22 protein-coding genes are annotated in these 24,875 nt (G+C 46.4%); 14 read left to right on the forward strand and 8 right to left on the reverse strand.

Annotated features, from left to right (window positions below; genetic code table 11):
* Window positions 1–3 precede the first annotated feature (3 nt).
* Window positions 4–2,916 (forward strand): glycoside hydrolase family 3 C-terminal domain-containing protein, encoded by a 2,913-nt coding sequence (locus BLV50_RS00925; RefSeq protein ID WP_090805294.1) that lies wholly within the window; start codon window positions 4–6, stop codon window positions 2,914–2,916.
* A 177-nt stretch (window positions 2,917–3,093) separates the two neighbouring features.
* On the forward strand, window positions 3,094–4,395 hold the full coding sequence (locus BLV50_RS00930) for a bacillibactin exporter BcbE (protein WP_063564713.1): 1,302 nt from the start codon (window positions 3,094–3,096) through the stop codon (window positions 4,393–4,395).
* Between the two features lie 94 nt (window positions 4,396–4,489).
* Here the strand turns inward: BLV50_RS00930 and BLV50_RS00935 are convergent, their stop codons facing one another.
* Both BLV50_RS00935 and BLV50_RS00940 read right to left on the reverse strand, forming a co-directional pair.
* Window positions 4,490–5,812: an MFS transporter gene (locus tag BLV50_RS00935; protein WP_090805295.1), complete on the reverse strand. Its 1,323-nt coding sequence runs from the start codon at window positions 5,810–5,812 to the stop codon at window positions 4,490–4,492.
* A gap of 31 nt (window positions 5,813–5,843) precedes the next feature.
* Entirely contained in the window at window positions 5,844–6,272 is a 429-nt protein-coding gene (locus tag BLV50_RS00940; RefSeq protein ID WP_063564711.1) for a MarR family winged helix-turn-helix transcriptional regulator, read from the reverse strand.
* Window positions 6,273–6,572: 300 nt separating this feature from the next.
* Between BLV50_RS00940 and BLV50_RS00945 the strand changes: the two genes are divergently transcribed.
* Window positions 6,573–7,046 (forward strand): RbsD/FucU family protein, encoded by a 474-nt coding sequence (locus tag BLV50_RS00945; protein WP_090805296.1) that lies wholly within the window; start codon window positions 6,573–6,575, stop codon window positions 7,044–7,046.
* A gap of 7 nt (window positions 7,047–7,053) precedes the next feature.
* Here BLV50_RS00945 and BLV50_RS00950 read toward each other — a convergent pair whose 3' ends face one another.
* Genes BLV50_RS00950 through BLV50_RS00965 form a run of 4 tightly spaced genes read right to left on the reverse strand, consistent with a single transcriptional unit; the run spans window position 7,054 to window position 11,030 of the window.
* A complete protein-coding gene (locus BLV50_RS00950) occupies window positions 7,054–8,172 on the reverse strand; it encodes a GerAB/ArcD/ProY family transporter (protein ID WP_063564709.1) in 1,119 nt (372 codons plus the stop codon).
* A 14-nt stretch (window positions 8,173–8,186) separates the two neighbouring features.
* On the reverse strand, window positions 8,187–8,393 hold the full coding sequence (locus BLV50_RS00955) for a hypothetical protein (RefSeq protein ID WP_063564708.1): 207 nt from the start codon (window positions 8,391–8,393) through the stop codon (window positions 8,187–8,189).
* A gap of 43 nt (window positions 8,394–8,436) precedes the next feature.
* Window positions 8,437–9,588: a Ger(x)C family spore germination protein gene (locus BLV50_RS00960; protein ID WP_072732353.1), complete on the reverse strand. Its 1,152-nt coding sequence runs from the start codon at window positions 9,586–9,588 to the stop codon at window positions 8,437–8,439.
* The gene (locus BLV50_RS00965) at window positions 9,585–11,030 is read right to left on the reverse strand and encodes a spore germination protein (RefSeq protein ID WP_063564706.1); all 1,446 of its coding nucleotides are present in this window, start codon (window positions 11,028–11,030) and stop codon (window positions 9,585–9,587) included. Before BLV50_RS00965 ends, BLV50_RS00960 begins: the two co-directional genes overlap by 4 nt.
* 208 nt (window positions 11,031–11,238) lie before the next feature.
* On the opposite strand from BLV50_RS00965, the gene BLV50_RS00970 reads away from it, so the two are divergent.
* Both BLV50_RS00970 and BLV50_RS00975 read left to right on the forward strand, forming a co-directional pair.
* The gene (locus tag BLV50_RS00970; RefSeq protein ID WP_090805299.1) at window positions 11,239–11,736 is read left to right on the forward strand and encodes a GNAT family N-acetyltransferase; all 498 of its coding nucleotides are present in this window, start codon (window positions 11,239–11,241) and stop codon (window positions 11,734–11,736) included.
* A 53-nt stretch (window positions 11,737–11,789) separates the two neighbouring features.
* On the forward strand, window positions 11,790–12,410 hold the full coding sequence (locus BLV50_RS00975) for a TraX family protein (RefSeq protein WP_231952585.1): 621 nt from the start codon (window positions 11,790–11,792) through the stop codon (window positions 12,408–12,410).
* A 106-nt stretch (window positions 12,411–12,516) separates the two neighbouring features.
* Here the strand turns inward: BLV50_RS00975 and BLV50_RS00980 are convergent, their stop codons facing one another.
* The gene (locus BLV50_RS00980; protein WP_090805301.1) at window positions 12,517–16,224 is read right to left on the reverse strand and encodes a non-ribosomal peptide synthetase family protein; all 3,708 of its coding nucleotides are present in this window, start codon (window positions 16,222–16,224) and stop codon (window positions 12,517–12,519) included.
* 46 nt (window positions 16,225–16,270) lie between these two features.
* Window positions 16,271–18,013 (reverse strand): methyl-accepting chemotaxis protein, encoded by a 1,743-nt coding sequence (locus BLV50_RS00985; RefSeq protein WP_090807422.1) that lies wholly within the window; start codon window positions 18,011–18,013, stop codon window positions 16,271–16,273.
* Between the two features lie 631 nt (window positions 18,014–18,644).
* On the opposite strand from BLV50_RS00985, the gene rpiA reads away from it, so the two are divergent.
* The 9 genes from rpiA to BLV50_RS01030 all read left to right on the forward strand — a co-directional run bounded on the left by rpiA (window position 18,645) and on the right by BLV50_RS01030 (window position 24,851).
* The gene (rpiA, locus tag BLV50_RS00990) at window positions 18,645–19,316 is read left to right on the forward strand and encodes a ribose-5-phosphate isomerase RpiA (RefSeq protein WP_064639125.1); all 672 of its coding nucleotides are present in this window, start codon (window positions 18,645–18,647) and stop codon (window positions 19,314–19,316) included.
* Window positions 19,317–19,340: 24 nt separating this feature from the next.
* A complete protein-coding gene (locus BLV50_RS00995) occupies window positions 19,341–19,940 on the forward strand; it encodes a GNAT family N-acetyltransferase (RefSeq protein WP_090805304.1) in 600 nt (199 codons plus the stop codon).
* Window positions 19,941–19,954: 14 nt separating this feature from the next.
* Window positions 19,955–20,413, forward strand: a complete 459-nt coding sequence (locus tag BLV50_RS01000; protein WP_024630132.1) for a MarR family winged helix-turn-helix transcriptional regulator — start codon at window positions 19,955–19,957, stop codon at window positions 20,411–20,413.
* A gap of 179 nt (window positions 20,414–20,592) precedes the next feature.
* Complete coding sequence (locus BLV50_RS01005) at window positions 20,593–21,105, forward strand: response regulator (protein ID WP_090805307.1); 513 nt, start codon at window positions 20,593–20,595, stop codon at window positions 21,103–21,105.
* 55 nt (window positions 21,106–21,160) lie between these two features.
* Complete coding sequence (locus BLV50_RS01010) at window positions 21,161–22,123, forward strand: alpha/beta hydrolase (RefSeq protein WP_079694789.1); 963 nt, start codon at window positions 21,161–21,163, stop codon at window positions 22,121–22,123.
* Window positions 22,124–22,169: 46 nt separating this feature from the next.
* Window positions 22,170–22,520, forward strand: coding sequence for a hypothetical protein (locus tag BLV50_RS01015; RefSeq protein ID WP_064639122.1), 351 nt, complete (start codon window positions 22,170–22,172; stop codon window positions 22,518–22,520).
* A 17-nt stretch (window positions 22,521–22,537) separates the two neighbouring features.
* Window positions 22,538–23,251: a class I SAM-dependent methyltransferase gene (locus BLV50_RS01020; protein WP_090805309.1), complete on the forward strand. Its 714-nt coding sequence runs from the start codon at window positions 22,538–22,540 to the stop codon at window positions 23,249–23,251.
* A gap of 121 nt (window positions 23,252–23,372) precedes the next feature.
* Window positions 23,373–24,350: an N-acetylglucosamine kinase gene (locus BLV50_RS01025; protein WP_177031094.1), complete on the forward strand. Its 978-nt coding sequence runs from the start codon at window positions 23,373–23,375 to the stop codon at window positions 24,348–24,350.
* A 63-nt stretch (window positions 24,351–24,413) separates the two neighbouring features.
* Complete coding sequence (locus BLV50_RS01030) at window positions 24,414–24,851, forward strand: GNAT family N-acetyltransferase (RefSeq protein ID WP_063564697.1); 438 nt, start codon at window positions 24,414–24,416, stop codon at window positions 24,849–24,851.
* The last annotated feature ends 24 nt before the right edge of the window (window positions 24,852–24,875 follow it).

Here is a 24,875-nt window from a genome sequence, read left to right on the forward strand (position 1 = left end):
AGTATGAAAGAGTATATGCAATATCCGATGTGGGACGCAGCATTACCATTGGAAGAACGATTGAATGACTTGATTGCGCGTCTGACAACGGAGGAGAAAATCCGGTTAATTCCTACACGCGAAGCCGCAGTACCCCGATTGGGAATACCCGGTTACAATGTGGGAGGCGAAGCGGCTCACGGGGTTGCCTGGATAGGTGAGGCTACCGTTTTCCCGCAGCCACTCGGTCTGTCGAGCACCTGGAATACCAAGCTCATGCGCGAAATTGGTTCCGTCATCGGAGATGAAGCCAGAGCATACCACCATCGTGCACCGGAGCGTCACGGCTTGACCTTATGGGCGCCAACTGTCGATCTGGAACGTGATCCCCGTTGGGGGAGAACGGAAGAAGGATATGGTGAGGACCCCGTACTGACAGGTGAAATGTCGGCAGCTCTTGTGAAGGGTATGCAGGGTAATCATTCTTTCTATCTTAAAATGGTAGCGACGTTGAAGCACTTTTTTGCCAACAATAACGAGAAGGATCGGTTGAATTGTTCATCCAGCATCGATCCGAGGAACTTGCGTGAATATTATTTAAAAGCATTCGAGACGCCTTTCGTAGAAGGCGGGGCCTTGTCCATGATGACAGCCTACAATTCGATCAACGGTACTCCCGCCATTGAAAGTCCTTACGTGAATGATGTGGTCAAGAGTGAGTGGGCTATGCCTGGATTTATCGTGTGTGACGGGGGAGATTTGTCTCAGACGGTCAATTATCACGGTTATCATGCTACGCATGCGGAATCGGCAGCAGGGGCTATAAAGGCAGGTGTGGACTGTCTGACGGACGAGGTTGACTTGGTAGTATCTGCCTTGGAAGAGGCGCTTGAGCGTAACTTGCTGGAGGTCGAGGATCTTGACCGGGCCATTCGTAATATTTTTGGCGTGCGGATGCGGCTTGGACAACTGGATCAGACGGGACTTAACCCGTATGCTTCAATATCGGAATCTGTATTGTGTGCGCCTGAACATGCCAAATTAAGTTATAGAGCAGCAGCCGAGTCTATCGTTTTACTCAAAAATGACGGACTGCTTCCTCTCCAATCGGAAAGATTGCAGAAGGTTAGCGTAATCGGTCCCCTCGCGGATGTGGTCTATACCGATTGGTATAGCGGCACACTGCCTTATCGTGTTACCGTTTTGGAAGGACTGCGCAAGCAGCTTGCTGGAGCTGAAATATCTTTTGCAGATGGGAATGATCGCATCAGCCTGAAGACAGCCGATGGAAAGGTGATCACGCTCGGTGCTGAAGGAAAGCTTGTAGCCGTGCCGGAAGGTAGTGCGGAGGCCGCTGAGTTCATCCATCAGGACTGGGGCTGGGGAAGTCATACGCTTCGCAGTGTGAAAAATAATCGCTATGTTTCGTTAACCGAACAGGGCATCTATCAGGCGAATGCGCCGGAGATTGGTGGCTGGTTCGTCAAGGAAGTGGTACAGATTGATTCACAAGCGGATGGAACCAGCACGTTGCGTACGTGGAACGGACTGCCACTGAGGCTGGATGAACATCAGGGGCAACTGGTGCTGTCCCCAACGCCGGAACAAAAAGACGAGGACTTGAGTTCATCTGGTAATCCGGATGCCGTAGAAGGGAAGCAGAAACCTCCTGTGTTCAAGCTGGACATTGTTGCTAACGGAATAGAGCAGGCGAAAAAAGCTGCTCAGAATAGTGACGTTTCTATCGTTGTTGTAGGTAATAGTCCATATATTAACGGCAAAGAGGAGATCGATCGCCCAAGTCTGCTGCTTCCGCCTGAGCAGGCCCGACTGGTAAGAGAAATCTGCCAAGTGAACCCGAATACGGTCGTTGTCATTGTTGGCAGTTATCCATTTGCACTGCAAGAGTTAAAAGACGTGGCTCCGGCAATCGTATACCTGACGCATGCAGGCCAAGAATTGGGGAATGCGGTTACGGATGTTCTGCTCGGTAATTATGCTCCTGCTGGTAGACTGAATATGACATGGTATGAGGATGAATCACAGCTGCCTGACATCATGGATTACGACATTATTCATAACGGTACAACCTATATGTATCATGAAGGTCCAGTCCTGTATCCCTTTGGTCATGGGTTGACCTATTCGGAATTTGAGTATAAGGCGATTCGAGTGGAGCGGGCACAGGGATCTTCTGGAGATGATGTGCTGAAGATTGAAGTGCAGGTCGAGAACAAAGGGGCACGTGCCAGCGATGAAGTGGTGCAGCTGTACGGGCACGCCCAAACTTCACGGGTAAAGCGACCACAACGTCAGTTGATCGCTTTCCGACGTATTCATCTTGCTTCAGGCGCCGTGGAAACTCTATCTTTCGAAATTCCTGTTCAAAAACTGGTCTTCTGGGATGTCACTCGTGACAGATATTGTCTTGAAACAGCCATCTGGTCGATCATGGCTGGACGTTCCTCGGCAGATATTCGTCAGACCGCAGAAATTCTCATCGAGGGTGAAACTATTCCTGCACGCGCGCTGAATCTGCCTACGTTTGCGGAAAATTACGATGCATATGCAGGCGTTCTGTTGGATGAGTGTCTGGAAGGTCGTTCAGCCGTCCGAGCCATTGCTTCAGGCGAACCGCTGTATCATGAAGGTCGTTCTTCCTGGATTTCATTCCACGACAATGTTTTCCGGCAAGCTAGTGCGTTTGAGGGTCGGGTGGCAGCCTTCGGAGAGGGTGGCGAATTGGAGATTCGGGCGGAAGGTCCGGAAGGCCCACTGCTCGGCACTTGTGTCATTCCTGGTCCCGCTGGAACAGTCAACGGGAAGAATCTTCAGTGGAGCACAGTTCGCTGTTCCCTGAAGGGAGAGCGTGAGATTGACCAGCTCTGCATTGTTTTCAGGGGCGGTGCAGCCCTTCAGCAATTTGTGTTGAAATAAGTTGATTTGCTGATCTTCATAATGCATGGCCAAAAGGCTGTCCTGGCACTGAATTTAGTGCGGCAGCCTTTTTGCGCTGTTATCCCCAGTGACCTTTTTTACATAGGCCGTATATTCAACTGCAGAACAACCCACAATAACGTTGTTGTTTTCTGATTCTGTAAAGGTGGTTGAGGTATGAAAGATAAAAAGTGGGACCTCGTCGCACTCGCTTCCATCCCGGTTATTATGACACTGGGTAACTCTATGCTGATCCCCATCCTTCCGCAGATTGAGCGTGAATTGAAAGTGTCCTCATTCAAGGTCAGCATGTTAATTACGGTTTATGCGGTCGTCGCAATCCTGCTCATTCCACTTGCAGGATATCTGTCGGATCGATTCGGCAGGAAAGCCGTTATTATCCCCAGTCTCATCATTGCAGCCGCAGGAGGCGCGGTAGCAGGAGGAGCAGCCTGGATGCTGGATGGAAATGCGGCATATTGGAGTATTCTCGGTGGCAGACTTTTGCAAGGGATAGGAGCAGCAGGGGCTTTCCCGATTGTCATTCCATTGGTGGGTGATATGTTCGATGATGAAAACGAGGTAAGTAAAAGCCTTGGCATTATTGAAACCTCGAATACCTTCGGCAAGGTACTAAGTCCGATTTTGGGTGCAGCTTTGGCTGTATGGATTTGGTATTTGCCTTTTATGGCTATTCCGGTACTTTGTGTGCTTTCATTGGTTCTGGTTATTTTCCTGGTGAAAACACCCAAGAGGAAGGAAGAACCAAAGAGCTTTCCCGAATTTGTTGCTTCCATCCGCAGTGTGCTGAAAGAAAAGGGCCGCTGGCTGTATGCGATTTTTGCGATTGGCGGTATTTGCATGTTTGTTCTCTTTGGTGTGCTCTTTTATCTATCGGAGACGTTGGAATCGGAGTTCAAATTAAAGGGTGTACTTAAAGGACTTGTACTTGCTATACCACTGGCAGCCTTGTGTCTGGCGTCTTTCTTTGCTGGAAAATGGATAGGAAAGAACAAGACACGGATGAAATGGCTTGGTTTTATCGGACTTGCTGTTTTAACTGTATCTCTTGGCGTGATCGGGCTTTTTGACAACATTTATGTAGTTGTTGGTTTGTTCACCCTTGGTGGAGCGGGAATAGGCGCTACACTGCCATGTCTGGATGCTATGGTTACTGAAGGGGTGGACAAGGAACAACGCGGCACCATCACGGCGTTATTCAGCAGCATGCGTTTTATCGGTGTGTCTCTCGGTCCTCCTGTCGTGTCATTGTTGATCTCTTCCCACCATTTCCTTCTGTTTGGTATTCTCGCCGCGTCGGGGGCGGTGGGAGGTCTACTCACGTTATTGGCAGTCAAGCCAGATAAGGGAAATCAGCCCACATCAGGCAGTGGTCAAAATCAACGTGAACGTGATTATGATGAAGTGAAACAGCCCAGTGGTTATCTGCCGGGGCGGAGAAAGAAAAGTCCACTCTGAATTAAAATATAAAAACGCGTTTACTCTGAGGGATGTATCTTTCCTCACAGAGTAAACGCGTTTTAATGAATCGAAGGATAACAGTGTAGTTACATCAATTATCTTTTTGCTGAGTAGTTGTGTTATTCTCGGTTGCAGTCTCGGTAAGCTCATGCCGATCGGAATCCTGGGCAGCGATATGTGTATGCGTCAATAACGGATGCACAGGCACCGCAAACCCTCCATTTCGTTTCCCTTGAATCAGGTATATCAGGAGGAATAGAATCATGAACACAATGGAATAACGGTACATATCGGTATAACTGGTTATGGAAGCAATAGCGCCCAGCAGAAGTGCTCCCAGAGCAATCCCCAGATCCAGCGTATTCAGAAACATGCCGTTAGCCATACCGCGCTGTGAAGGGGAGACAATCTGAATCATCCAGGTCTGCATGGAAGACTGTATTGAACCATATCCAATTCCATATAAAAATGCAGCGACAAACAAGATGGACATCGACGAAGCGTAAGAGAGCGTGATCAGTCCAGCAGCGATGAATATCGCTCCGGGAATCAGTAAGGCTTTTGGACCTTTACTGTCATAGATCCGACCTGCAAACGGTCTAACCAGCAGTACAGCGAGAGCATTAAACAAAAAGAACAGTGCAGGGTTAGCCAGGTTGGCTTCCTTTCCGTACAAAACGATGAATCCGACCAGTCCGCCATACGTGATGGACAGTAAACAATTCAGTACACTTGGCAGAATCAGTTTGCGGTTGAAAGGCGTCTTTACTTTGGTGCCTGATATCGCAGCTGTTCCAACAGGAGGTGTTGGTATCACCTCATCATTGACCCTACGAGCTTTCTTGCGTGTCAGTGAATAGCTGAGCGGATAGATGACCACAATAACACCTGCCGTACATAACATGAGTGTCATGAACCCGGCACCCTGAAGCAACGTGACCCCAATAATGGGACCCATGGACATGGCCAGACTTGTAGACAGGCCGAAATAGCCCATACCTTCACCCATCCGTTTCACAGGCACAATATCCGACGCCATAGTCGGGAAAGCCGTGCTACTCATACCGAATCCGATACCGAACACCATGCGCAGCAATAACAGGACCGCAATCCCGGCAGCAAAATAATATCCAAGTGTAGCGAGTAAGGCAACTGTCAGGCCAATATAGATCATGGCATTACGAAGACCCTTCTCCAATGCTTTGGCTGAATAGAGCCGGGCAGCAATGGCGCTAAGGGCAAAAAGACAGGTAAAGAGGCTGACTTCAAAGGCATTGGCGTGAAAACGGTCCTGCACATAAGAAGGCAGTGGGGATACAATCATGTGGAGTTGTAGAAAGAGTAGAAAGTTACATAACATGAGCAGGATAAAATCGGTGGTCCATAGTTTGACTTGCGATGATTGTGATTTCATTAGTTGTTCATTCCCCCTGGTGTAAAATTCGTTACAGGTTGCTGTTCATGAGGGAAAGAGTATGTCTAAATGCTTCCATCTGGTCTTCGGGTATACCTTCAATCAGATTTTTATTCATTTCTCTTTCGAGCGGAACAAGCTGGTCAAGCAATATCTTTCCTTCATCGGTCAAGTAGAGCAAGTAGGCTCTGCGATCCTGTTCGCTGGTCCGGCGTTCGACCCAGCCTTTCTTTTCCAACAGATCAATAATGCGGGCAGTTGTGGGCTGGTCCTTATAAACGCGATTGGCGACTTCCTTCTGGTTCACGCCTTCGCCTCTGCCGATATTGAACAGAACGGAAAACTGCTCTGTCGTAATATCATATGGTTTGAATCGTATGGCTAGTACAGCCGACGCCTTGCGATGTGTCATGCCCAGCATGAATCCAATGGATTGATCGAGTGAATAATCGTTCCCCATATAATCCTCTCTTTCTTAAAATAAAAATAGTCTCAATTCATTTACTTGTTATAACAACTATATGCTAAACAATTAATTTTGTCAAAACGGATTTATGAATATCGGCGTCATGATAATACCCTTTCATATGAGATTGGCAGTGGAATAATGTTTTATGTGAACATTGAAATATGCAAACGTTGGTAAATACTGATAAAATAGAAGTGCCGCTGTATCGCGGTAATTGGGCCACATGATGGTTGAGGTTACGAAGACGAATCCGCTCCAGCTGATTCTGGAGCTGACTGAGGAGAGCTGAGTATGCTGAAGAACATTCCCGCAATAATACCTCCGGAACTGCTGAAGATCATGTCTGAAATGGGTCATGGAGACGAACTAGTACTGGCTGATGGCAACTTCCCCGCAGCCAGTCATGCCCAGCGGTTGATTCGCTGTGATGCGCTGGGTACCGTGGAGTTACTGGATGCCATTTTAAGTTTGTATCCACTCGATACGTACGCTGAGCGGCCGGCAGCCGTTATGCAGGTCCTCAAGGGGGATCAGGTGGTGCCCATCATCTGGGAAGACTATCGCAGGCTGATCCTTGACCATGAGGGCATCACGGATGCCTTTGATCATGAAGAGCGTTTTGCTTTTTATGAGCGGGCTTCTCGCGCCTATGTCATTGTTGCAACCGGTGAACGTGCGCAGTATGCCAATTTGATTTTGAAAAAAGGTGTCATTTTTCCAGATACAGAGCCTTACCCACAAGCGAAAAAAGTTGAACTGAACTGAATCAAACTCAAGGCGACGGGGCGGCAGAAGCCTCGCTTGCCTTTTTGCTTTTCCCAAATCGCAGCCAGTAAACAACAACATATAATATAGGCATACTCTCGATAAGCACGGCATATGTAGCAATGGCATAAGAACGAATGGCTAATTCATAGGAAGCCGCGTCTTTTGCATATTGAAGCACATAAGAAGCCGCAGTTCCGGCTAGCAAGTAAACTACCGTTTTTTCCTGCCGAACTCCGGTAAGTTTAGCAAGACAAACGGAGGCGACGTATAACAGAAACGAGCTGCGAGTAAACATGGTCGTAGACCAGATGGCAATTAGGAAAGGGTCCAGGTTATCCAGAAAATCGCCGTAACGGGCAAAACGTATCATCTCCAGCAAAGGGTAGCGAAGACTGCTGGCTTCGTAAGGTCCAAAATTCATTAACGTAAACATCCAGAACACGATAATGAATAATGCAAGCGTAGAACCTGCAAATAACATACTTCGTAGAAGCGGCCGCCTGAAAGCAATGGCAGGGGCGAGGAACAGGAACATCATCCATTCGGAAAACCAGGGCATGGTTGAAATCGAGCCTGTTAAAATTTCTTTCAGATCATGATGCGTTACCATGGCAAGCAGTACATCAGGATTCCCCCCACCCATTACAGCAGGCATGAGAAAAGTAGAGGTGAAGATTTGCACCAGAAATATCCCTTCTGATAAATAGACAATGGTAATCAAACCTGAGCGCGCTGAAAGACTAATACATAAAATAGTTACGGTTGCTGTCAGCCATATGGGTGTCTCGGGTAAATACATGGATTGCAGAAAAACGATGAAATTCTCTACGTCAACGGATATCAAATACAGGCACAGTAACACAATGAGACCGAGGAACAGCTTGTGAACGGCCTTGCCCACAATTTCTTCACCGAAATCAATCCAGGGTCGATCCGGGTAAACCGCTCCCAATCTGTATGTGAAAAAGAGAAGAATCAGACTGATCGCAAACCCGCCAAGGATGGATATCCATCCTTGATAACCGCTCATTTTGAACAAGCGCTGCAGAAGGAAAGCGATGGGTTCGGAATACAGGTAGACAAACATAAAACGGTACGCTTGTCCGGCAGACAATTTGATCATGGCGTGCTCCTTTCTTAGCCAAACAAGCGGTCTGCCCAGCCAAAGACCAGCCTGATGACATCATTGGGATTAGGCCAGCCCGGTACAGAGACAGCCAACGTATTCCACAGCAGAAATATCCCCAGCAGAATGAAATAGGCCCGTTTCATCCCTTTTTTGCTGGACTTGATCATGGGCCACTCCAGTATGTACAGTACGGCAAACAAAACAACAGCAATCATTGGTTTACCTCCTAAAGTGGCCTGAAGCTTTCCTCTGTTCCTATCAGTAGCTGGATTCCGAACCTACGAACTGGATGTTGATTTGGGCATGCACGTTAAACTGCAATTCGTTTTTGACATAATCATTCCAAACGGGACGCAACTTTTCCCAGATCTGAGGATATGCCCATTCCAGGCGATAACCGAGCATTAGAATATCGGCGTTCTTGCGTTGGCCACTCCTTATTGCGTCGGTTAGATAGGCACTCACTTTTTCATTGGCCTTTTGCTCGATCTGATTCACGCCCACAATATCTTTGACCTTGAGAATCGGAATCACGGAATTCAGTTCTGCCTGCCCCCGCAAAGTGATGTCGAAGAAAGGCTGTCCGTTGACAAGCCTGACCTTAATTTTGGAATTCATATTATAGATCGTCATGCTCGCTTTTTCTTTATCGGTTTCCACGGAAAGGGCCACGGAATCCAATTTGCGATTGGCCCAGGCTATGGTCCTTGCTTCATTCGCCGAGATTGAATCGACCATCTTCATCTGTTTGAAAAGAGCACCACCTATTTGACTGGTCCATTGCTTTCGTTTATTATCCTCACTTGCCATCGAGGTTCCTTTCGATTCCAGAAAGGGGGCGGCAAAGCCCTGATTCATTTTGTCAGCCATAAGTACACTGAGCATTTGCGTCTTTAACATGTTTTCTTGGGTTGCAAATTCTCTTAACACATCACTAGGTGTTTCCTCGAAAACGGGAGTCAGATCAGCCACGTCTCTGGCTCTGCCCTTCGCAACCATGACGTAACTGCTAAGATGGAACAAAGGTTCACGTGAGATCCATTCCATCGCATCTTGAATGCCCTCTCTGGCGTATGCCTCACCGAATACCACTACCCGTGTGTGCCCCCAGGAAATCTTTCGTGTGAGATCGGTTTGGATTTTCTCTATGGCGTCAGCGATGGTGGATGCGGTAGCTGAAACGAGAGCATATGGATTTTTTCCGGGTCCGCCCGTACCTTCCGGAGAGAGACGGTTGGGAAGTGGCATACTTAATGAAATATCGATTTCACCCGGTTTTTCACCCTTATCCACATACATGGTTGTAATAAACGTACGTTCATTTATTTCAACTTTGGACCAGCAGCCACTGCAAAGTAACACGCATACCAAAACGACACTCAGTTTGGGCATAATCATCCACGTTTTCATGTTTTTTGCCTTTTCTTATTCGCATCTTCGTAAGCTGCTGGTCGCTTCTTCATTAGGAACCAAGGCACACGAACGATAGTATCCTTGATATCACGCAGCACGAGGGGGGCAAATGGCTGCATGTATGGCACGCCAAATGAACGCAGACTAACCATATACCAATAGATCAGATAGATCGAGATCACGATACCGAACAGACCCAGCGTTCCACCCATAAACAGCACCGGAAATCGAAGCAGCCGGAAGGCCAGTCCGAGCTCGAAGTGCGGGATGATAAAGGCGGCAATACCTGTGATAGATACGACAATAACCAGTGGTGCTGAGACAATTCCAGCCTGTACAGCCGCCTGACCAATAACAATCCCACCGATAATAGACACCGTTTGGCCCAGTGGCTTCGGAATACGAATCCCCGCTTCGCGCAAACCTTCAAAGGTCACTTCCATAATGAGCGCTTCAATCAAGGCAGGGAAAGGAATGTTTTCTCTAGCAGAAGCGATCGTAATCAGCAGGTTGGTCGGAATGATTTCCGGGTGAAATGTAGTTACGGCGACATAAAAGGATGGAAGCAGGAAGGCTATAAAGGCAAACAACAGACGAATAAGTCTAATAAAGGAGGCAGAATAAAATCGTTGATAATAGTCTTCCGAAGACTGCATTAAAGAGAAAAAAGTAACCGGAATGAGCAGGGAGAACGGTGTTCCATCCTGCATGACCCCAATCCGTCCTTCAACCAGTGCAGCAGCCACCGTATCCGGTCTTTCCGTATATTGATATTGTGGAAACGGAGAGAGAGGATGGTCCTCCAGAAATTCAGATAGATAACTTACACCCAGGCTGCTATCCATATCGATATTACCAAGACTTTCCAATACATTTTCCAGAATGTCTGGCTTGCATAACCCTTGGATATATACAACGAACACCTCGGTTTTGGTGTATTTTCCAATGGTGAATTTGATCATCTTCAAATCAGGGTGTTTGATTTTGTGCCGAAGCAGAGACATGTTCACATGAATATCTTCAATGAAGGCTTCCTGAGGGCCAACAATTACAACTTCATTGGTTGATTCCGCTACGGAACGCCTTTGATAATTTTGAAGTGCAAAATGAATCATTCCCGAAATACCCTCGATATATAAGGCTGCATTACCTGACACGATATCATCCACAATTGCTTCTGGTGAATTCGAGTGGTGGCTGTTAAGGGTGAAAAATGATCCGGTCAGGACTCGGGTAATGAATTGATGATCTATTTCATTTCTCGAGGCTTCCTCAAGCAGTGGTTTGACGATGGCTTCCCGCATAGTAGGGGTATCTACAATGGACTGAATATAGATGAGTTCACAATGGAAAGGTCCAATTTGAAAAGGCTGATAGATTATGTCGGCAACACCCAACAGATTAGCTCTAACCTGTTCATAGATATTGTCTTTTTCCATTTCAGTTTCGCCTCCCTATGCTGTAATGCCGAGCCTGTAATCTGACTATAGTGTGCGACGCTTCCAATGAAATATACTTTTAAGTTTGGATTATCGAAATATATTACAAACTTTGATGCAGATGATGAATGGGGAGATCATCAGATCTGCCTTAAAATAAGAGGATGGAATGAAGTAAGTAGAGGATTTATATAGGAGTTGAGGGAAGATGGCGTATCGGATCAGACTTGCTGAGCTTAGCGATGTTAACGGAGTGGCACAGTTGTTCAATGACTATAGAATGTTTTACGATCAGCCGACAGATCTGAAGGGAGCAAGTGAATACATAAAAGAACGAATGGAACGGAATGAATCCGTTATTTTGGTTGCCGAATCGGAATTGGAGACAGAAAAGGAAGAGGAGTGCAGTTTGACGAATAAACCCTTAGCGGGTGAGTTTGGTGGATTTATACAGCTCTATCCTAGCTTTAGTTCAGTGTCCATGAGGCCAATCTGGGTACTAAATGATCTGTACGTACATGCGGATCATCGCAAGCGAGGAATTGCGCGTAAGCTGCTGGAAGCTGCACGACTATGGGGAAATGAGAGTGGGGCTGTACGAATAGTGCTCTCTACGGCGATAAGCAACAAGAAGGCTCAGGTATTATATGAGTCGGAAGGCTATACGCTGGACACCAAGTTCATGTATTATGAACTTCATATATAAGATAGACTTTGAGAAACCTGAAGTTGAGGATAAGCAGGAGGGATTAGCACAAGATGATGCAATGGATAGCCATGATTACGATGTTGATCGATCATATAGGAGCCGTCTTTTATCCACAGGTCGGTGAGCTGCGAATCATTGGTCGAATTGCTTTTCCAATCTATGCTTTTGCCGTTTATATCGGTTATAAACATACTCGCAACGTACAAAAATACATATGGCGTTTGTTCTGGATTGCAGTGATTTCTCAATTGCCGTTTATGGTGGCTTTTAATCATTTTTCGCTGAATGTGGTATGGACATTGTGGTCTGCCCTGCTTGTATTGCTTGTGCTCGATAAACTTCCGGTCCGTTTGCTGGGAATTCCGATTGTGATCGTGGCTGGTTTGGTCATGGAGATGACCCATATGGATTATGGTATGTATGGCTTACTGCTTGTATTGCTATTCCGTTACTTCCAGGGCCCAGTACTGGTAATGGCTCATTTGCTCTTAAATGTGCTGTATATTTACCTGCACAGCAGCTCTATTCAGATGTACAGCGTGATTGCTACAGCAGGAATTGCAATAGCCCAGTATTATAACGCAGGCTTCCGTCTGAAAGGTCCGCGTTGGATTTGGCGTTATTTTTATCCTGCACATTTGGCTGTCATTGCTTTGATCCGCTTGATTTGAGAATTCTTCACGAAGAAAAGAAGCCACCTTATCCGTCATCACTGACGTTGAGGTGGCTTCTTTATATTCATTAATGGATGCAATACAGGCATTCACTTTATTGGAGTTATTCCATTGTTGGCGAAGTACCAAACTGCGGTCGGACGGCCTTAGGGAAATAACCAATCTCGATGGCATGTTCCAGCATTTTTGAGATGAAACGATCATCAGTTTTGGCGCATATAATGCCGGCTGGTTCTACATAGGCGGTTGTTACAGGAGAAGCATATACGTAGGCAGAATCCTTGGCACCGTCTCCTTCAAGCTGGGCGATAGCCAGTTGAAGTGCCTCAGGGTCCTTGCTGACACTGCCATCGAACAACCAGTTGGTGTATTCTGCAAAAGGCAGAGTCTCTACTTCATAACCGGCCCGATTCACAGAACGAATCAGATCATCGTAGCTGATAGGTTCCGGATTACAGATATGGAATACACGTCCTGCTGTGTCCTGGCGTAATGCCAGATGCACAATGGCCTGACTTGCATAATCAATAGGTGTAAAATCAACCATCCAGTCGGCTGCCGGTGCCTTGCCCAGCAATAACATTGCTTTAATCATGCGATAAAAGGCGTTGCTATCAATATTAGACTGGAAACGTCCCGTCTCGGAATGACATGTCAGGTTACCTGCACGATAGATGCTAACAGGTACACCTTCTTCAGCAGCAATCATAAGCACTTTCTCGGCTTCAAGCTTGCTGTCCGAGTACAGGTTGTCCACGTGCAGGTCCGCTGGGAAGCGATCATATTGCAATGATGACTCCCACTGTCCACTGAGTGCAAGATCTTCCGGTATCCCCATCGTGGATACATGGTGGAAGGAGGCACCTGGTTTGTTGCGAACGAGTTTGAGCAATGCAGTGGTTCCATCCACATTGGTTTTGGCGAATTGTGCTGCATCCCCGAAATGTCGTACATCCGCGGCGCAGTGTATCACACGGTCAATTCGTTCTTGCACGTAAGTTGTCTGCTCGACTGAAAGACCAAGATTCGGTTGCTCCAGATCGCCTTCAATAATCTCGACGCGGGATGCGAGGAGAGGTAGAAGCTCCGGTCCAAAGTAACCTTTCATGACGCTGCTTAGTCGTTCCATCGCAGAGCTTCCGTCTGCGGGACGGCGCACAAGAGTATAGATGCGTGTATTCGAAGTTAGAATCAACTGTTGCAGCACATGGGATCCAAGATATCCGGTAGCCCCGGTGAGGAGTACATGCTCGGGATTCAGAATTTCAGGATATCCAATCTGGGATCTCAGCTCTACAGGATGTTCTGACAATTGGGTGATCATGCCCTCATTCACTGAGGAATGGGCAGTTTCTTCTGTAGTTTGAGCCAGCTTCTCCACACGTTGTGCCAAGGCACGAACCGTCTTCTCGGCAAAAAAGTCGGCAATTTTCAGCTGCGGATAATGCGGCTTCAGAATAACCAGCACATGGATGACCCGAAGAGAATCACCGCCAATGGCGAAGAAGCTATCCTCCACACCAAAGTCATCGTGCTGAAGAATTTCTTTCCATGCTTCCAGAATAATCGCTTCGGTTTCCGTCTCCGGCTGTACCCGATCAGGTCGATCTTCATGACGCTCTACGTGAGGCAGAGCTACCATCGCTTTACGATTGATTTTCCCTGTCGGTGCGATTGGCATTTCATCGAGCTGACAGATCCATTTGGGTACAAAATAGGAAGGAAGCTTCACCGTTAGCTCCGCTTTAATATCCGCAACGGAAAGTGTACTGCCGTCCTTGGATGTAAAGTATCCTACGAGCATGTTTTGACCATCCGATTCCTTCTTGGGAATCACGGCCACATCCTGAACCTGATCCAGACGGGCAAAATGATCCTCGATCTCTCCAATCTCAATCCGGTGACCCCGGATTTTTAACTGGGAGTCGCTGCGTCCGACATATTCCAGCAGTCCGGTATCGAGCATTTTGGCAATATCGCCAGACTTATAGATTTTCTCATCGATGGCAAATGGATTATCAATGAATGCCTGCGCTGTACGCTCTGGCTGGTTCAGATAACCTTTGGCCAGGGCGGGTGTTGCTATATATACCTCGCCGGGAACGCCTACCGGGCATAATTGCTGTTCTTCATTGACGATATACACTTTATAGTTATGAATCGGTCTGCCGATTGGAATGTTAACAACACTTTCCGGAACTTGCTCACTAATTCGGTGAGTCGCTGTCGCTACTGTACATTCCGTAGGTCCGTATACATTGACGATATCAATCTGGTTGCCGAATTTGCGCTGGAAGGCACGAACCTGTTCACCGTACAGTGCTTCTCCAGCCACGGTAATGATTTTGACTTTGGCCAGCTTGTGGAAGCCTTCATCAGACAGGAAGGAAGCAAGCTGGTTGAAAAAGATGGTTGGCAGTATCGTAATAATTGTTGTGCCTGTGCGCTCAATTGCACTCGCAAATTCTTCAACGGATACACGTTCTTCCGCCGACAACAGGTACAGTTCTGCTCCGTAGAACAAGGCGCCAATCGTATCCCACACTGATGCATCGAAGCTGTATGTAGCAAACTGGGTTAATACGTCACCTGGTTGAATATCGCAATCTCGCTGCACCACACTACCAAGATTGGCTACACCCCGATGGGCAATAAGCGCACCTTTGGGCTTGCCGGTAGATCCCGAGGTATAAATGATATATGCCAGGTCGTCTGGCTCAATATCGAGATTGGGGTTACTTGCAGCGAATCCGGCAAGGCGTCCATCTACGGCCAGGATTTGGCGAACGCTAGTAATTCCTGAGAATAACCGTGAAGCTTCAGGTAAAGAGGACTCTTTGGTCAGGACAAAGGATGAAGCTGTATCTTCGACAATATAACTGTTGCGTTCTTGTGGGTGCTCAGGATCGACAGGAACGTATACTCCGCCAGCTTTGAGAATACCGAGCAAAGAAATAATTGTTTCCAAACTCCGCTCCATAAAGATGCTGACGAATTCTCCTTTTTGCAATCCGTTGGATAACAGCACACGGGCAACCTGATTGGCACGTTCATTCAATTCTCTATAGGTGTACCTGCCAGTTGGTGAAGTAATTGCTGGAGATTCAGGATATTCGGCTGCTGTTGCTTCGAACCAGCCATGAATCGTCTGATGTTCTGGTTCGTGAACGGCGGTATCATTCATTTCTCGGTATAGCAACCGGTCTGAAGCGGATAAAATGTCCACTGTGCCGATGGCCTTGTCTTGGTCACGCAACATAGCCAGTAAAAGAGTCTGATAATACTCTGCATATCTTGTGACCGTAGATTCATTTAGAAGTGAACTGTCATAGAACAGATCCAGCGTGAGCATATTCTGATCATCACGAATATTCCAATTTAACAATTGAGGAGCTTTAGGGAGCTGTACACTGTTAAACATGAACAGCGTTTCCGGATTACCTCCCGCTTGCAGCGTGTAATGCAGCTGGAGTTGATCTGAAATCTGATGAATCAGTTCGATAAAGGTTAATTTTCCTTGAATCTGCAATAACACATGGGAGGCTACCTGATCGGGAGCCAGCGTGCCGATGGCAAGTTCCTGCTCAGCTGATAAACGGAACAACAAGGCTGCGTAGGCAGACAATAATGCTGGATAAACGCCCTCTGAACCGAATTTTTGTTTCAGTTCCCGACCCAGGGACGATTCCAATGAAATATGAGCAGACTCATAAGTGAATGCTTGTTGACGGCGCCCAAAATCCAGTGGAATCTGAAGAACCGGCAGGCCAGATTCCACTGTTTGGGTAGATGATGATTGATTTTCGACCACTTCAGTTGTTCCTCCTTGGTTCAAACCGTTCAAGTTGTGGGTTGAATTATTGTTTACTTACATTAAAATGCGAAATCAGTTCTTGCAGTTCCTCAGACATGTTGTTCAAACGGGTAGAGGAATCAACAAGTGTAATCAGAGATGCTTTTTGTTCATCTACGGATGAAGAGATCCGTTCACTGTTGTCAGCTGTCTTACTCACACTCGCAGACAAATCATCCGCAGTTGCGGTCATTTCTTCTGTACCTGCAGAGATTTCTTCTGTAGCACTCGATACTTCTTGAATCTGATTCGATACTTTCTTGGCTGCTTCCAGAATCTCTTTGAACAATTGACCGGTTTGATCAGCTACGCTGAGTCCGGTATCCACTTCAGACGTTCCTTGTTCCATCGCACGAACGGCTTGTCTGATTTCAGCCTGGATCTCTTGGATCAGTACAGCAACCTGGCTCGTGGATTGTTCGGACTGCTCAGCAAGCTTACGTACTTCACCTGCTACAACTGCGAATCCTCGACCTTCTTCACCAACACGTGCTGCTTCAATAGATGCGTTGAGTGCAAGCAAGTTCGTCTGGCTGGAAATGCCTGAGATGATATTCAGAATATCGCCAATTTCCTGAGAGCGGCTCTCCAGAACCTGAATGGCCGAAGCGGTGTTTTTAACAGATTCCGTAATCAGATTCATCTGTTCGGATACCTGACGAACCACACTGTTTCCTTGTTGGGATCGACGTTCCATCTCATAGGCCTCGTCAGCTACACTCGCTGAACTGCTGGCAATAGTCTGAATGACGATAGCCATTTCGGACATCGCACGGGCACTATCCCGGGTTGCCTGTTCCTGTGCACGAATGTTGGATGTAATCTGAGTAACGTTGCTATTGATAGAATCAGCATTCTCGCTGTTTCTCTCCGAGACTTCATACAGTTCCTTAGCAGACTCGTTAACTTCTTGCGAAGTGATTTGCACTTTGACGATGGTATCGTTGATCTTGCGAACCATTGTATTGAACTTTTCGTTCACAATGCCCAGATCGTCTTTGCCTGTCGGAATTTTGACATTCAAATTACCCCGGCTTACGTCATCAATCCCTTTGATCAGGTGACGAATAGGGGAAAGCGTGTTTTTAACAACAAGATATTGGATAATCAGGAACAACAGTAGGAACGCTACCAGGATGATAATTCCGTTCTTGAGCAATTTGTTCAGTCCGGCAGGTACTGCTGATGCGTCTGCATCGACTGCAAAGTAAGAGTAAATCTTGCCGTTGCTATCCTTGATAGGGTAAGCAATGGTTGTCCAGGTTCCGAAATCATCGGAATAAAATGTGGTGAACGTTGGGCGATCGGTATTCACCATTTCTTTCAGTGCATTTGCCACAACGACTGGCTGTTCATACATGTCGCCGATATTTACATTTTCACTCTGGAAGGCTTCCTTCAGATTGGTTGGCATGGCAACAAGGGAAGTTAACCGTTGGTTATCTCCACCCAGCTCGACGCCAAAGATGTAGGCTTGTGCAATGTTAGGATAATATTGCTGCATTTCATCGAAATAGGCACGCAATTTGGTTTGGGTTTTTCCATCATAATTGGCTTCTGCAATAGCAGCCTGCACTTCGGTGGAATCAATGCCTTCTGCCCATTTTTTAGTAATTTGTTCTACCTGACCATGTAGTTGGTCTACGAGGATTGTTTTTTGAAAGTAATAGCTGCTGGCAATAAGTGCCACGCCGATGATAATAATGTTAGTAAATGAAAGCAACAGATTTTTGGAGAAAAAAGACATGCTTTTCCAACTTAATGATTTCACTAAAGTCCACTCCTGATCTTCTTTGAATTGATAATATGTTGGTGCCTTCATGTTGCAAATTAAGTCATTCCAGTATCCCCTCCAAAGGCATAATGTGCGACCATGGTCTTGGGTTCCTGGTCGCTATGTAGAGATATTTTTACCTAGATACCCATAGGTGTCTAATTATTAAAACACATCTATACTTAATATGTCGTATAAAATGTCGTCAAATTGAATAGTTTTGTTAAAACTTTTTTAATATTTTACGTACTTATGGACATATGAAAGTGAAAAGTAGGTATTTAGAACTGTTTATTTAAAATAATTCCCATTTTTTAGTTTCATTCTGTATTCTATAACATGGTGGGTTAAAAAACATCCTAAAACATTGAAAAAATAGTGAAAACGACAGAAAACGGACTTTCTTTTGCCACACAAATCAGATATCAGGGAGGAGAATCTAACCAAGAATGTACATAAGCAACATTATTGATACATGTGAAGCAGAGAAACAGGCCAAGTTTCCCAGTTGAACACGTCATGCACAGATATACATCGGAAGCGGTTTTATCTATAATAACTACAGTATGCATTTCTCAAATCATGAGCAGGCGGGGGTTTATAGATGAATCTTAAACAGATAGCAGCTGAGCGCGCGGCAGAGTATGTTCAAGATGGAATGAAGGTTGGATTGGGTACAGGGTCAACGGCGTATTACGCTATTTGTCGAATTGGTGAGCGAGTACGTGAAGGGTTGAACATTCAGGCTGTAGCTACTTCGGAAGCATCGGACAAGCTTGCCAAAGAGTGGGGAATTCCGATCGTTCCCTTTGATCAAATTGGACGTCTAGATCTGACCATTGACGGTGCAGATGAAGTAGATCCTGAGTTTAACCTGATCAAAGGTGGCGGCGGTGCGCTTTTGCGTGAGAAAATTGTAGCTGCAAACAGCGACAAACTGATTATTGTAGCGGATGGCAGTAAAGCCGTACAAAAGCTAGGAAAATTCCCGTTGCCAGTTGAAGTGGTTCCGTTTGCTTCAGAGTGGACCTTCCAAGCGCTGGAGAAACTCGGGTGTCACCCAGAATGGCGTATGGATGGGGATCAACGTTATCTTACGGATAATGGCAACCTCATTGCAGATTGCCGCATGGAAGCCATAGAGCATGCTGCAGAGCTTAACATTCAGTTAAATATGCTCCCAGGTGTTGTCGATAATGGACTGTTTATTAAAATGGCGGACACCGTCATTCTTGCGAAGGATGATGGTAGCATCGATGAGCGTCATCGTTCATGAACGGAAAGTGAGGTCATTGCATAGATGAGGGAAAACCCGTTAGTGGATGGTGAGATTGTTCTTCGATGTGTGGAGAAAGAGGATCTGACTGAACTCTATGAATTGATCTACAGTGAAGACGTACCGGAATGGAAACAATGGGATGCGCCATATTATGCCCTTGAACATGAGAGCTACGAAGACTTCGAACGGAGCATGTTAAAAAGACTTGAAGCAACTCAGAACAATTCTGATCCGGACTCCATTCGAATTATTGAGCTGAATGGCCGAATCATCGGTACAATCAGCTATTATTGGGAACATCGTCCATCCATGTGGCTGGAAATGGGAATAGTGTTATATCGATCAGCCCAATGGGGGCGCGGGATCGGCACGCGAGTACTTCAGATGTGGTCCAGTCACTTATTCGAGCAATTGCCCGTGGCCCGGGTTGGATTGACAACCTGGTCGGGCAATGAACGGATGATGCGTTCAGCTTCGAAGGCGGGAATGCAGGTGGAAGGACGTATGCGCAAATGCCGCATCGTGGATGGCAAACATTATGATTCAATTCGTATGGGAATGCTGCGCGAAGAGTGGGAGCAGATGCAATCTGCAGGAGCAGGTCGAAATGTAAACAACTGATGGAGGATTAAGAAATGCCGAACAACGAGGACAATCGGGAACTGTCTTTACAATTATTTGTGGTTCTCGCTCGCGCATACAATTCCGTTACATCCAGGTCCAACCGGGATATCCAGAGTCATGGACTGAATACAACAGAATTTGGCGTGCTTGATTTGTTATACCATAAAGGGCCGCAGGCGTTGCAAAAGATCGGTGAGAAAGTGTTAATGTCCAGTGGCAATATCACGTATGTGGTGGACAAGCTTCAGAACAAAAATCTGCTGATTCGTCGAGCGTCCAAGGAAGATCGACGTGTCATATACGCTGAATTGACGGAGGAAGGAAGACATCTGTTTACACAAATCTTTCCTCAGCACCACCAGGTGATCATTGATGCGGTGGATGGGTTGGAACCTTCGGAAAAGGCAGATGCGATTCGTTTGTTAAAAAAGCTTGGACTCGCCGCAGAGGGGAAAACTGACTTGCGTTAATAACGCAGGTCAGTTTTTTTATATGAATGTATGCCATTCGTCGTTCATGTATAATGAATAGATGGATTGTATTTGAACGGGGAAGATCGAAGCTGCCGAAGCTTTTGCAAACGATTGGATGAGTGAAGCCTTCGTATAAGCAGTATGGCATAATTCGCGATTAGGAGAGTGATCATGTGATGTCTAATGAACATGGAAAGATGAAATCATCGCACAGAACGATTGAATCGTTATCCAATCAGATGATTCGCGGTAAGGAGAACCAGAAGCAGATTCGTACATCCCTTCCGATATCAATCTTGCTAGCAGACGATAACGTCATCAATCGGCAGGTTGTGCAGATGCAGCTCAAAAAGCTGGGCATGACCGAAGTGCATACCGTCTCCAATGGGGAAGAGGCTAGTGAAGCTTTTCTCAGCAATAAATATAGTATGATCCTGATGGATAACATGATGCCTGTAATGGATGGACTGGAGGCGACACGCCATATCAGAGCTTTAGAACAGGATAAGATGTGGCATCCCACTCCGATTATTGCGATGACAGGAAATGTGATGGATGGAGAGAAAGAGAAATGTTTTGAAGCCGGGATGGATGATTTTATTGGTAAACCCTTCACCCTTGAAGCTCTAAACAACGTGATTCAGAAGTGGCAACCATCATCCGTGTCTGAAGAAATTACGAAACGATAAATAATATACATACATGTTTCACGTGGAAGATCGACTGAAAGAGAGGAAAATGTTCATGTTATTATACAGCCTTGCCGTTCTGGTCCTAATCGTTCTTGCCTTACTATGGTTAGGTGGACTTTACTTCTTCAAAACCGCCATTCGGCGTGCTCCAAAATCATTTTTGGTTGATAATCCGAATCTGATGCCCGAACCGGATAACGAAATAATCAGCAGTGCTTCTGACTTGACGTGGCTTGATACGCAGCCAACCGAAGATATATATATTGAATCACATGATGGATTAAAGCTGCATGGAACATGGCTTCCTACCCACTACGGATCGCAGCGACCAACGGTTATCCTGGCCCATGGCTATTCGGGAAAAGGCAGAGAAATGGCGGGTTTTGCCCGCTTTTATGCTGAAAAACGGGGCTACAATGTGTTGATGCCGGATGATCGGGGTCATGGCCAAAGTGAGGGCAATATCATCGGATTCGGCTGGCTGGATCGTAAAGATTATGTTCAATGGGTCCATTGGGTTCTGAGCAAGGTTGGTACGGAGACGGAGATCATTTTGCATGGAATTTCGATGGGAGGCGCTACAGTATTGATGACAGGTGGTGAAGCTCTCCCTGATCAGGTAAAGGCCATCGTATCGGATTGTGCTTATACCTCCGTGAAGGAGGAGCTGACCTTCCAGCTCAAGCAGCTATACAAGCTGCCCGCATTTCCGTTTATTCCCGTTACAAGTTTCATTTCCAAATGGAAGGCGGGCTACTTCTTTGGGGAGGCATCGGCACTAAATCAACTCGCCAAAGTTCAAGTTCCGGTTCTTTTTATTCATGGTGAGGCAGATACGTTTGTACCGACGGAAATGGTCTATAGACTATTTGAAGCATGTCCGACAGAAAAGGAACTGTTGACTATTCCCCGTGCGGGTCATGGAACAGCATTTCAAGTGGATCGTACCCGATACGAGCAGGTACTTGAATCCTTTTTGACCAAGAACCAGCAGCATTCTTCTGATTCCAATTAAGCATCCTGGGTATTAAGTAGAAGATGTACTTAAGGGGAGGTGCGAGATGCCATATACACCTAGAGTTTGTTCATATTGTCATGAAAAAATGGCAGAGGATGAGTTCAAATGCAAATCTTGCGGCAATCTGGTTACTACCAAAACGGTTCAGCCTGAACAACCGTACATGATTGAAAATGATGAATTTATATTGGATCGATATTCAATTGTGTTACTTGTTCTGATGACACTGTTTCTTCCTCCCGTAGCCATGACCATTGGCGGCCTGATGTTATTTAATGACAATACGTATAAGCAGGATACAGGTAAATTGCTCGTCACCGGGGCATTTGTAGTGATGGTTATTCTCACCGTTATTCTGTTTGCAGGTTCGGGGACATTGACGATTAACATCTAAGCTATGGAGGTGCTTGTATGGCAAATGAACAATTTGAGGCTGCACGGAAAGCAGAGGCAGGTTACCATTCTAACTTCTATCAGAATAATGAATTATTCGCGTCCGGTACCTGGATGGCGAGACCCATGCCGATGGTTATGGATATGCTTGAGCGTTTGCTTACCCATAAGACAGAGCTGCGTGTTCTCGATTTGGGATGTGGTGTAGGCAGACATACGATACCCATTGCGCAGCGTCTTGGGCAAACAAATAGTGAAGTTATCGGGGTGGATTTGCTGGATGAGGCTGCAGATGGACTTCGTAAATATGCGAAAGAATATCAGGTTGATCATATGGTGCAAGTAGAGAAGGCGGATGTTGAGCATTACGCTGTCAAGCCGGATCATTTTGATTATATTGCTGCTTGCTCTTGCCTGGAACATGTTTCAAATAAACAAGCCTTAGTGGAGGCTATTGAACGTTTGCAAGTGGGAACTCGTACAGGCGGCATTCATTGTATCACGATGAGTACGAGTGTAGAGGAAAAGGAAATCAACACAGGCCGGGAGATTGAGCCGTTGATTGAATTGAATCTGCCCACAGCTGAGGCTATAGCATTACTGGAGAAGGCTTATGCTAATTGGAACATTCTGCTTCAGGAACATGTAACACAGACGATCGAAGAGGAAAAATATGATGAACCGACACAGTTCCGTTGTGAACTGCTTCGTTTCGCTGCACAGAAGCAATAGTAGCCTGCCGGGATCGCGTAGTAAGGTCCCGGTAGTTCGTATTACTCCGCAGCTTAATAGAACATCACGAGAAGCATCATGGGATAGGGGACATCATCACACCAGAACATGGGGGATCAGAATGAGTACATATGTGATTGGCATGGATGGCGGGGGAAGTCATACACGTGTGGCATTGGCCGATGAGAACGGAAAGGTTTTGTCTTATGTGCAAAAAGGCGGTTGCAACCGCTATCATGATGCCAATGCAGAGCAGAACGTATTGGAGGGCATCGCTGAAGCTATTCGCAGAGCTGGGCTAGAAGTGGATCAGATTGCTTCCATTCAGGCGGGGATGGCAGGCCTGGATCAGCCAGAAGATACAGTCTGGGCTGAAGCTTTACTCGCTCAAACCGGGATATTAGGCAGAATCAGCGCAGTAAATGACACGCATATTGCACATACGGCAGCCTTTGGCGGTGAGCCAGGCATCGTAGCTATTGGGGGCACAGGCTCTCTGATTCTCGGTAAAACGGAACAAGGGAACTGGCTTCGCAATGACCAGTTCGGCCACTATGCGCCAACAGCAGCTCGTTTTTTGGCTTATGACGCGGTGCATTCCATCCTTGCGGGACGTTATGGTCCGCAGGACCAACCCTGGATCGAACAGATATTAGCCTATTGGAATGTAACTTCGATTCAGGAGCTTGCTGCACTAGGCGTATCAGGTTTTGCTGAAAATAGACAGGCCATCAATCGGATATTTGGTCAAATGGCTCCTTTGGTTACCGAAGCAGCAGCCGAAAATATTCCCCTTGCGGTCAGAGTATGCGATTCAGCAGCGGATACGGCCGTTGTGGGTATTCTCATGCTTTTTAAAGATCAGCAGGTGCGCATGACGCTTACAGGAAGTTGTCTGAGTACACCTTATATGGTGGAGGCCGTTCGAAATGGGCTGAATGCAGCCTATAAACCGGGTGGACAACAGATTCATTACATTACCAGCCATGTGCCGGCAGTCGGTGGTGCGCTGCTGGATGCATATCATTTGGCAGGAATTCAGGTGCCTGAAGGTATCACGTCTGATCTCCAATCGGAGCTGAAACGGCATACGACTTGAACTTTTAAAGGCTAACGACTACAATACGATAACGGAATCAAGCAAGTTATAGGAGGAATCAGGGTGTTAATTCAATTGAAATCACGCATACAGGAGCCGGAAGTGCAGGAGCTGTTGTCCTACTCGGTCTTTCCCGACCCGGATCACCTGAATCGTGCGTTACAACAGTATGTTAATAAGGACGAGCTGCATTTGGACGGTTATGAAGACGAAGGCCAGCTGATCGGTCTGATTGGATATGAAAGTACAGGAACGAGTGAGATCACTATTCATCACATCGCTGTCCTGCCTGAGAACCGTTTTAAAAATTATGGTCGTGGCATGATTTCACAGGTGCTGGCCAAATATAACCCCGACAGACTAATCGCTGAGACCGATGTGGAAGCGGTAGAGTTTTATCGAAATACGGGATTCGTAGTGTACAGCCTGGGTGAGCTGTATCCGGGTGTGGAGCGATTCCGCTGTGTATTAGAGAAGGACGAGGAGCAAGACGAAGACTAGTAACTGTCTACTACTGTGTAACGT

This window comes from Paenibacillus sp. 276b (assembly GCF_900107875.1).
Taxonomy (GTDB): Bacteria; Bacillota; Bacilli; order Paenibacillales; family Paenibacillaceae; genus Paenibacillus; species Paenibacillus marchantiae.

Coding starts and splice junctions, on each gene's coding strand:
- BLV50_RS00925 (WP_090805294.1), top strand. CDS start 4: ATGAAAGAGTATATGCAATATCCGATGTGGGACGCAGCATTACCATTG.
- BLV50_RS00930 (WP_063564713.1), top strand. CDS start 3,094: ATGAAAGATAAAAAGTGGGACCTCGTCGCACTCGCTTCCATCCCGGTT.
- BLV50_RS00935 (WP_090805295.1), bottom strand. CDS start 5,812: ATGAAATCACAATCATCGCAAGTCAAACTATGGACCACCGATTTTATC.
- BLV50_RS00940 (WP_063564711.1), bottom strand. CDS start 6,272: ATGGGGAACGATTATTCACTCGATCAATCCATTGGATTCATGCTGGGC.
- BLV50_RS00945 (WP_090805296.1), top strand. CDS start 6,573: ATGCTGAAGAACATTCCCGCAATAATACCTCCGGAACTGCTGAAGATC.
- BLV50_RS00950 (WP_063564709.1), bottom strand. CDS start 8,172: ATGATCAAATTGTCTGCCGGACAAGCGTACCGTTTTATGTTTGTCTAC.
- BLV50_RS00955 (WP_063564708.1), bottom strand. CDS start 8,393: ATGATTGCTGTTGTTTTGTTTGCCGTACTGTACATACTGGAGTGGCCC.
- BLV50_RS00960 (WP_072732353.1), bottom strand. CDS start 9,588: ATGAAAACGTGGATGATTATGCCCAAACTGAGTGTCGTTTTGGTATGC.
- BLV50_RS00965 (WP_063564706.1), bottom strand. CDS start 11,030: ATGGAAAAAGACAATATCTATGAACAGGTTAGAGCTAATCTGTTGGGT.
- BLV50_RS00970 (WP_090805299.1), top strand. CDS start 11,239: ATGGCGTATCGGATCAGACTTGCTGAGCTTAGCGATGTTAACGGAGTG.
- BLV50_RS00975 (WP_231952585.1), top strand. CDS start 11,790: ATGATGCAATGGATAGCCATGATTACGATGTTGATCGATCATATAGGA.
- BLV50_RS00985 (WP_090807422.1), bottom strand. CDS start 18,013: ATGTCTTTTTTCTCCAAAAATCTGTTGCTTTCATTTACTAACATTATT.
- rpiA (WP_064639125.1), top strand. CDS start 18,645: ATGAATCTTAAACAGATAGCAGCTGAGCGCGCGGCAGAGTATGTTCAA.
- BLV50_RS00995 (WP_090805304.1), top strand. CDS start 19,341: ATGAGGGAAAACCCGTTAGTGGATGGTGAGATTGTTCTTCGATGTGTG.
- BLV50_RS01000 (WP_024630132.1), top strand. CDS start 19,955: ATGCCGAACAACGAGGACAATCGGGAACTGTCTTTACAATTATTTGTG.
- BLV50_RS01005 (WP_090805307.1), top strand. CDS start 20,593: ATGTCTAATGAACATGGAAAGATGAAATCATCGCACAGAACGATTGAA.
- BLV50_RS01010 (WP_079694789.1), top strand. CDS start 21,161: ATGTTATTATACAGCCTTGCCGTTCTGGTCCTAATCGTTCTTGCCTTA.
- BLV50_RS01015 (WP_064639122.1), top strand. CDS start 22,170: ATGCCATATACACCTAGAGTTTGTTCATATTGTCATGAAAAAATGGCA.
- BLV50_RS01020 (WP_090805309.1), top strand. CDS start 22,538: ATGGCAAATGAACAATTTGAGGCTGCACGGAAAGCAGAGGCAGGTTAC.
- BLV50_RS01025 (WP_177031094.1), top strand. CDS start 23,373: ATGAGTACATATGTGATTGGCATGGATGGCGGGGGAAGTCATACACGT.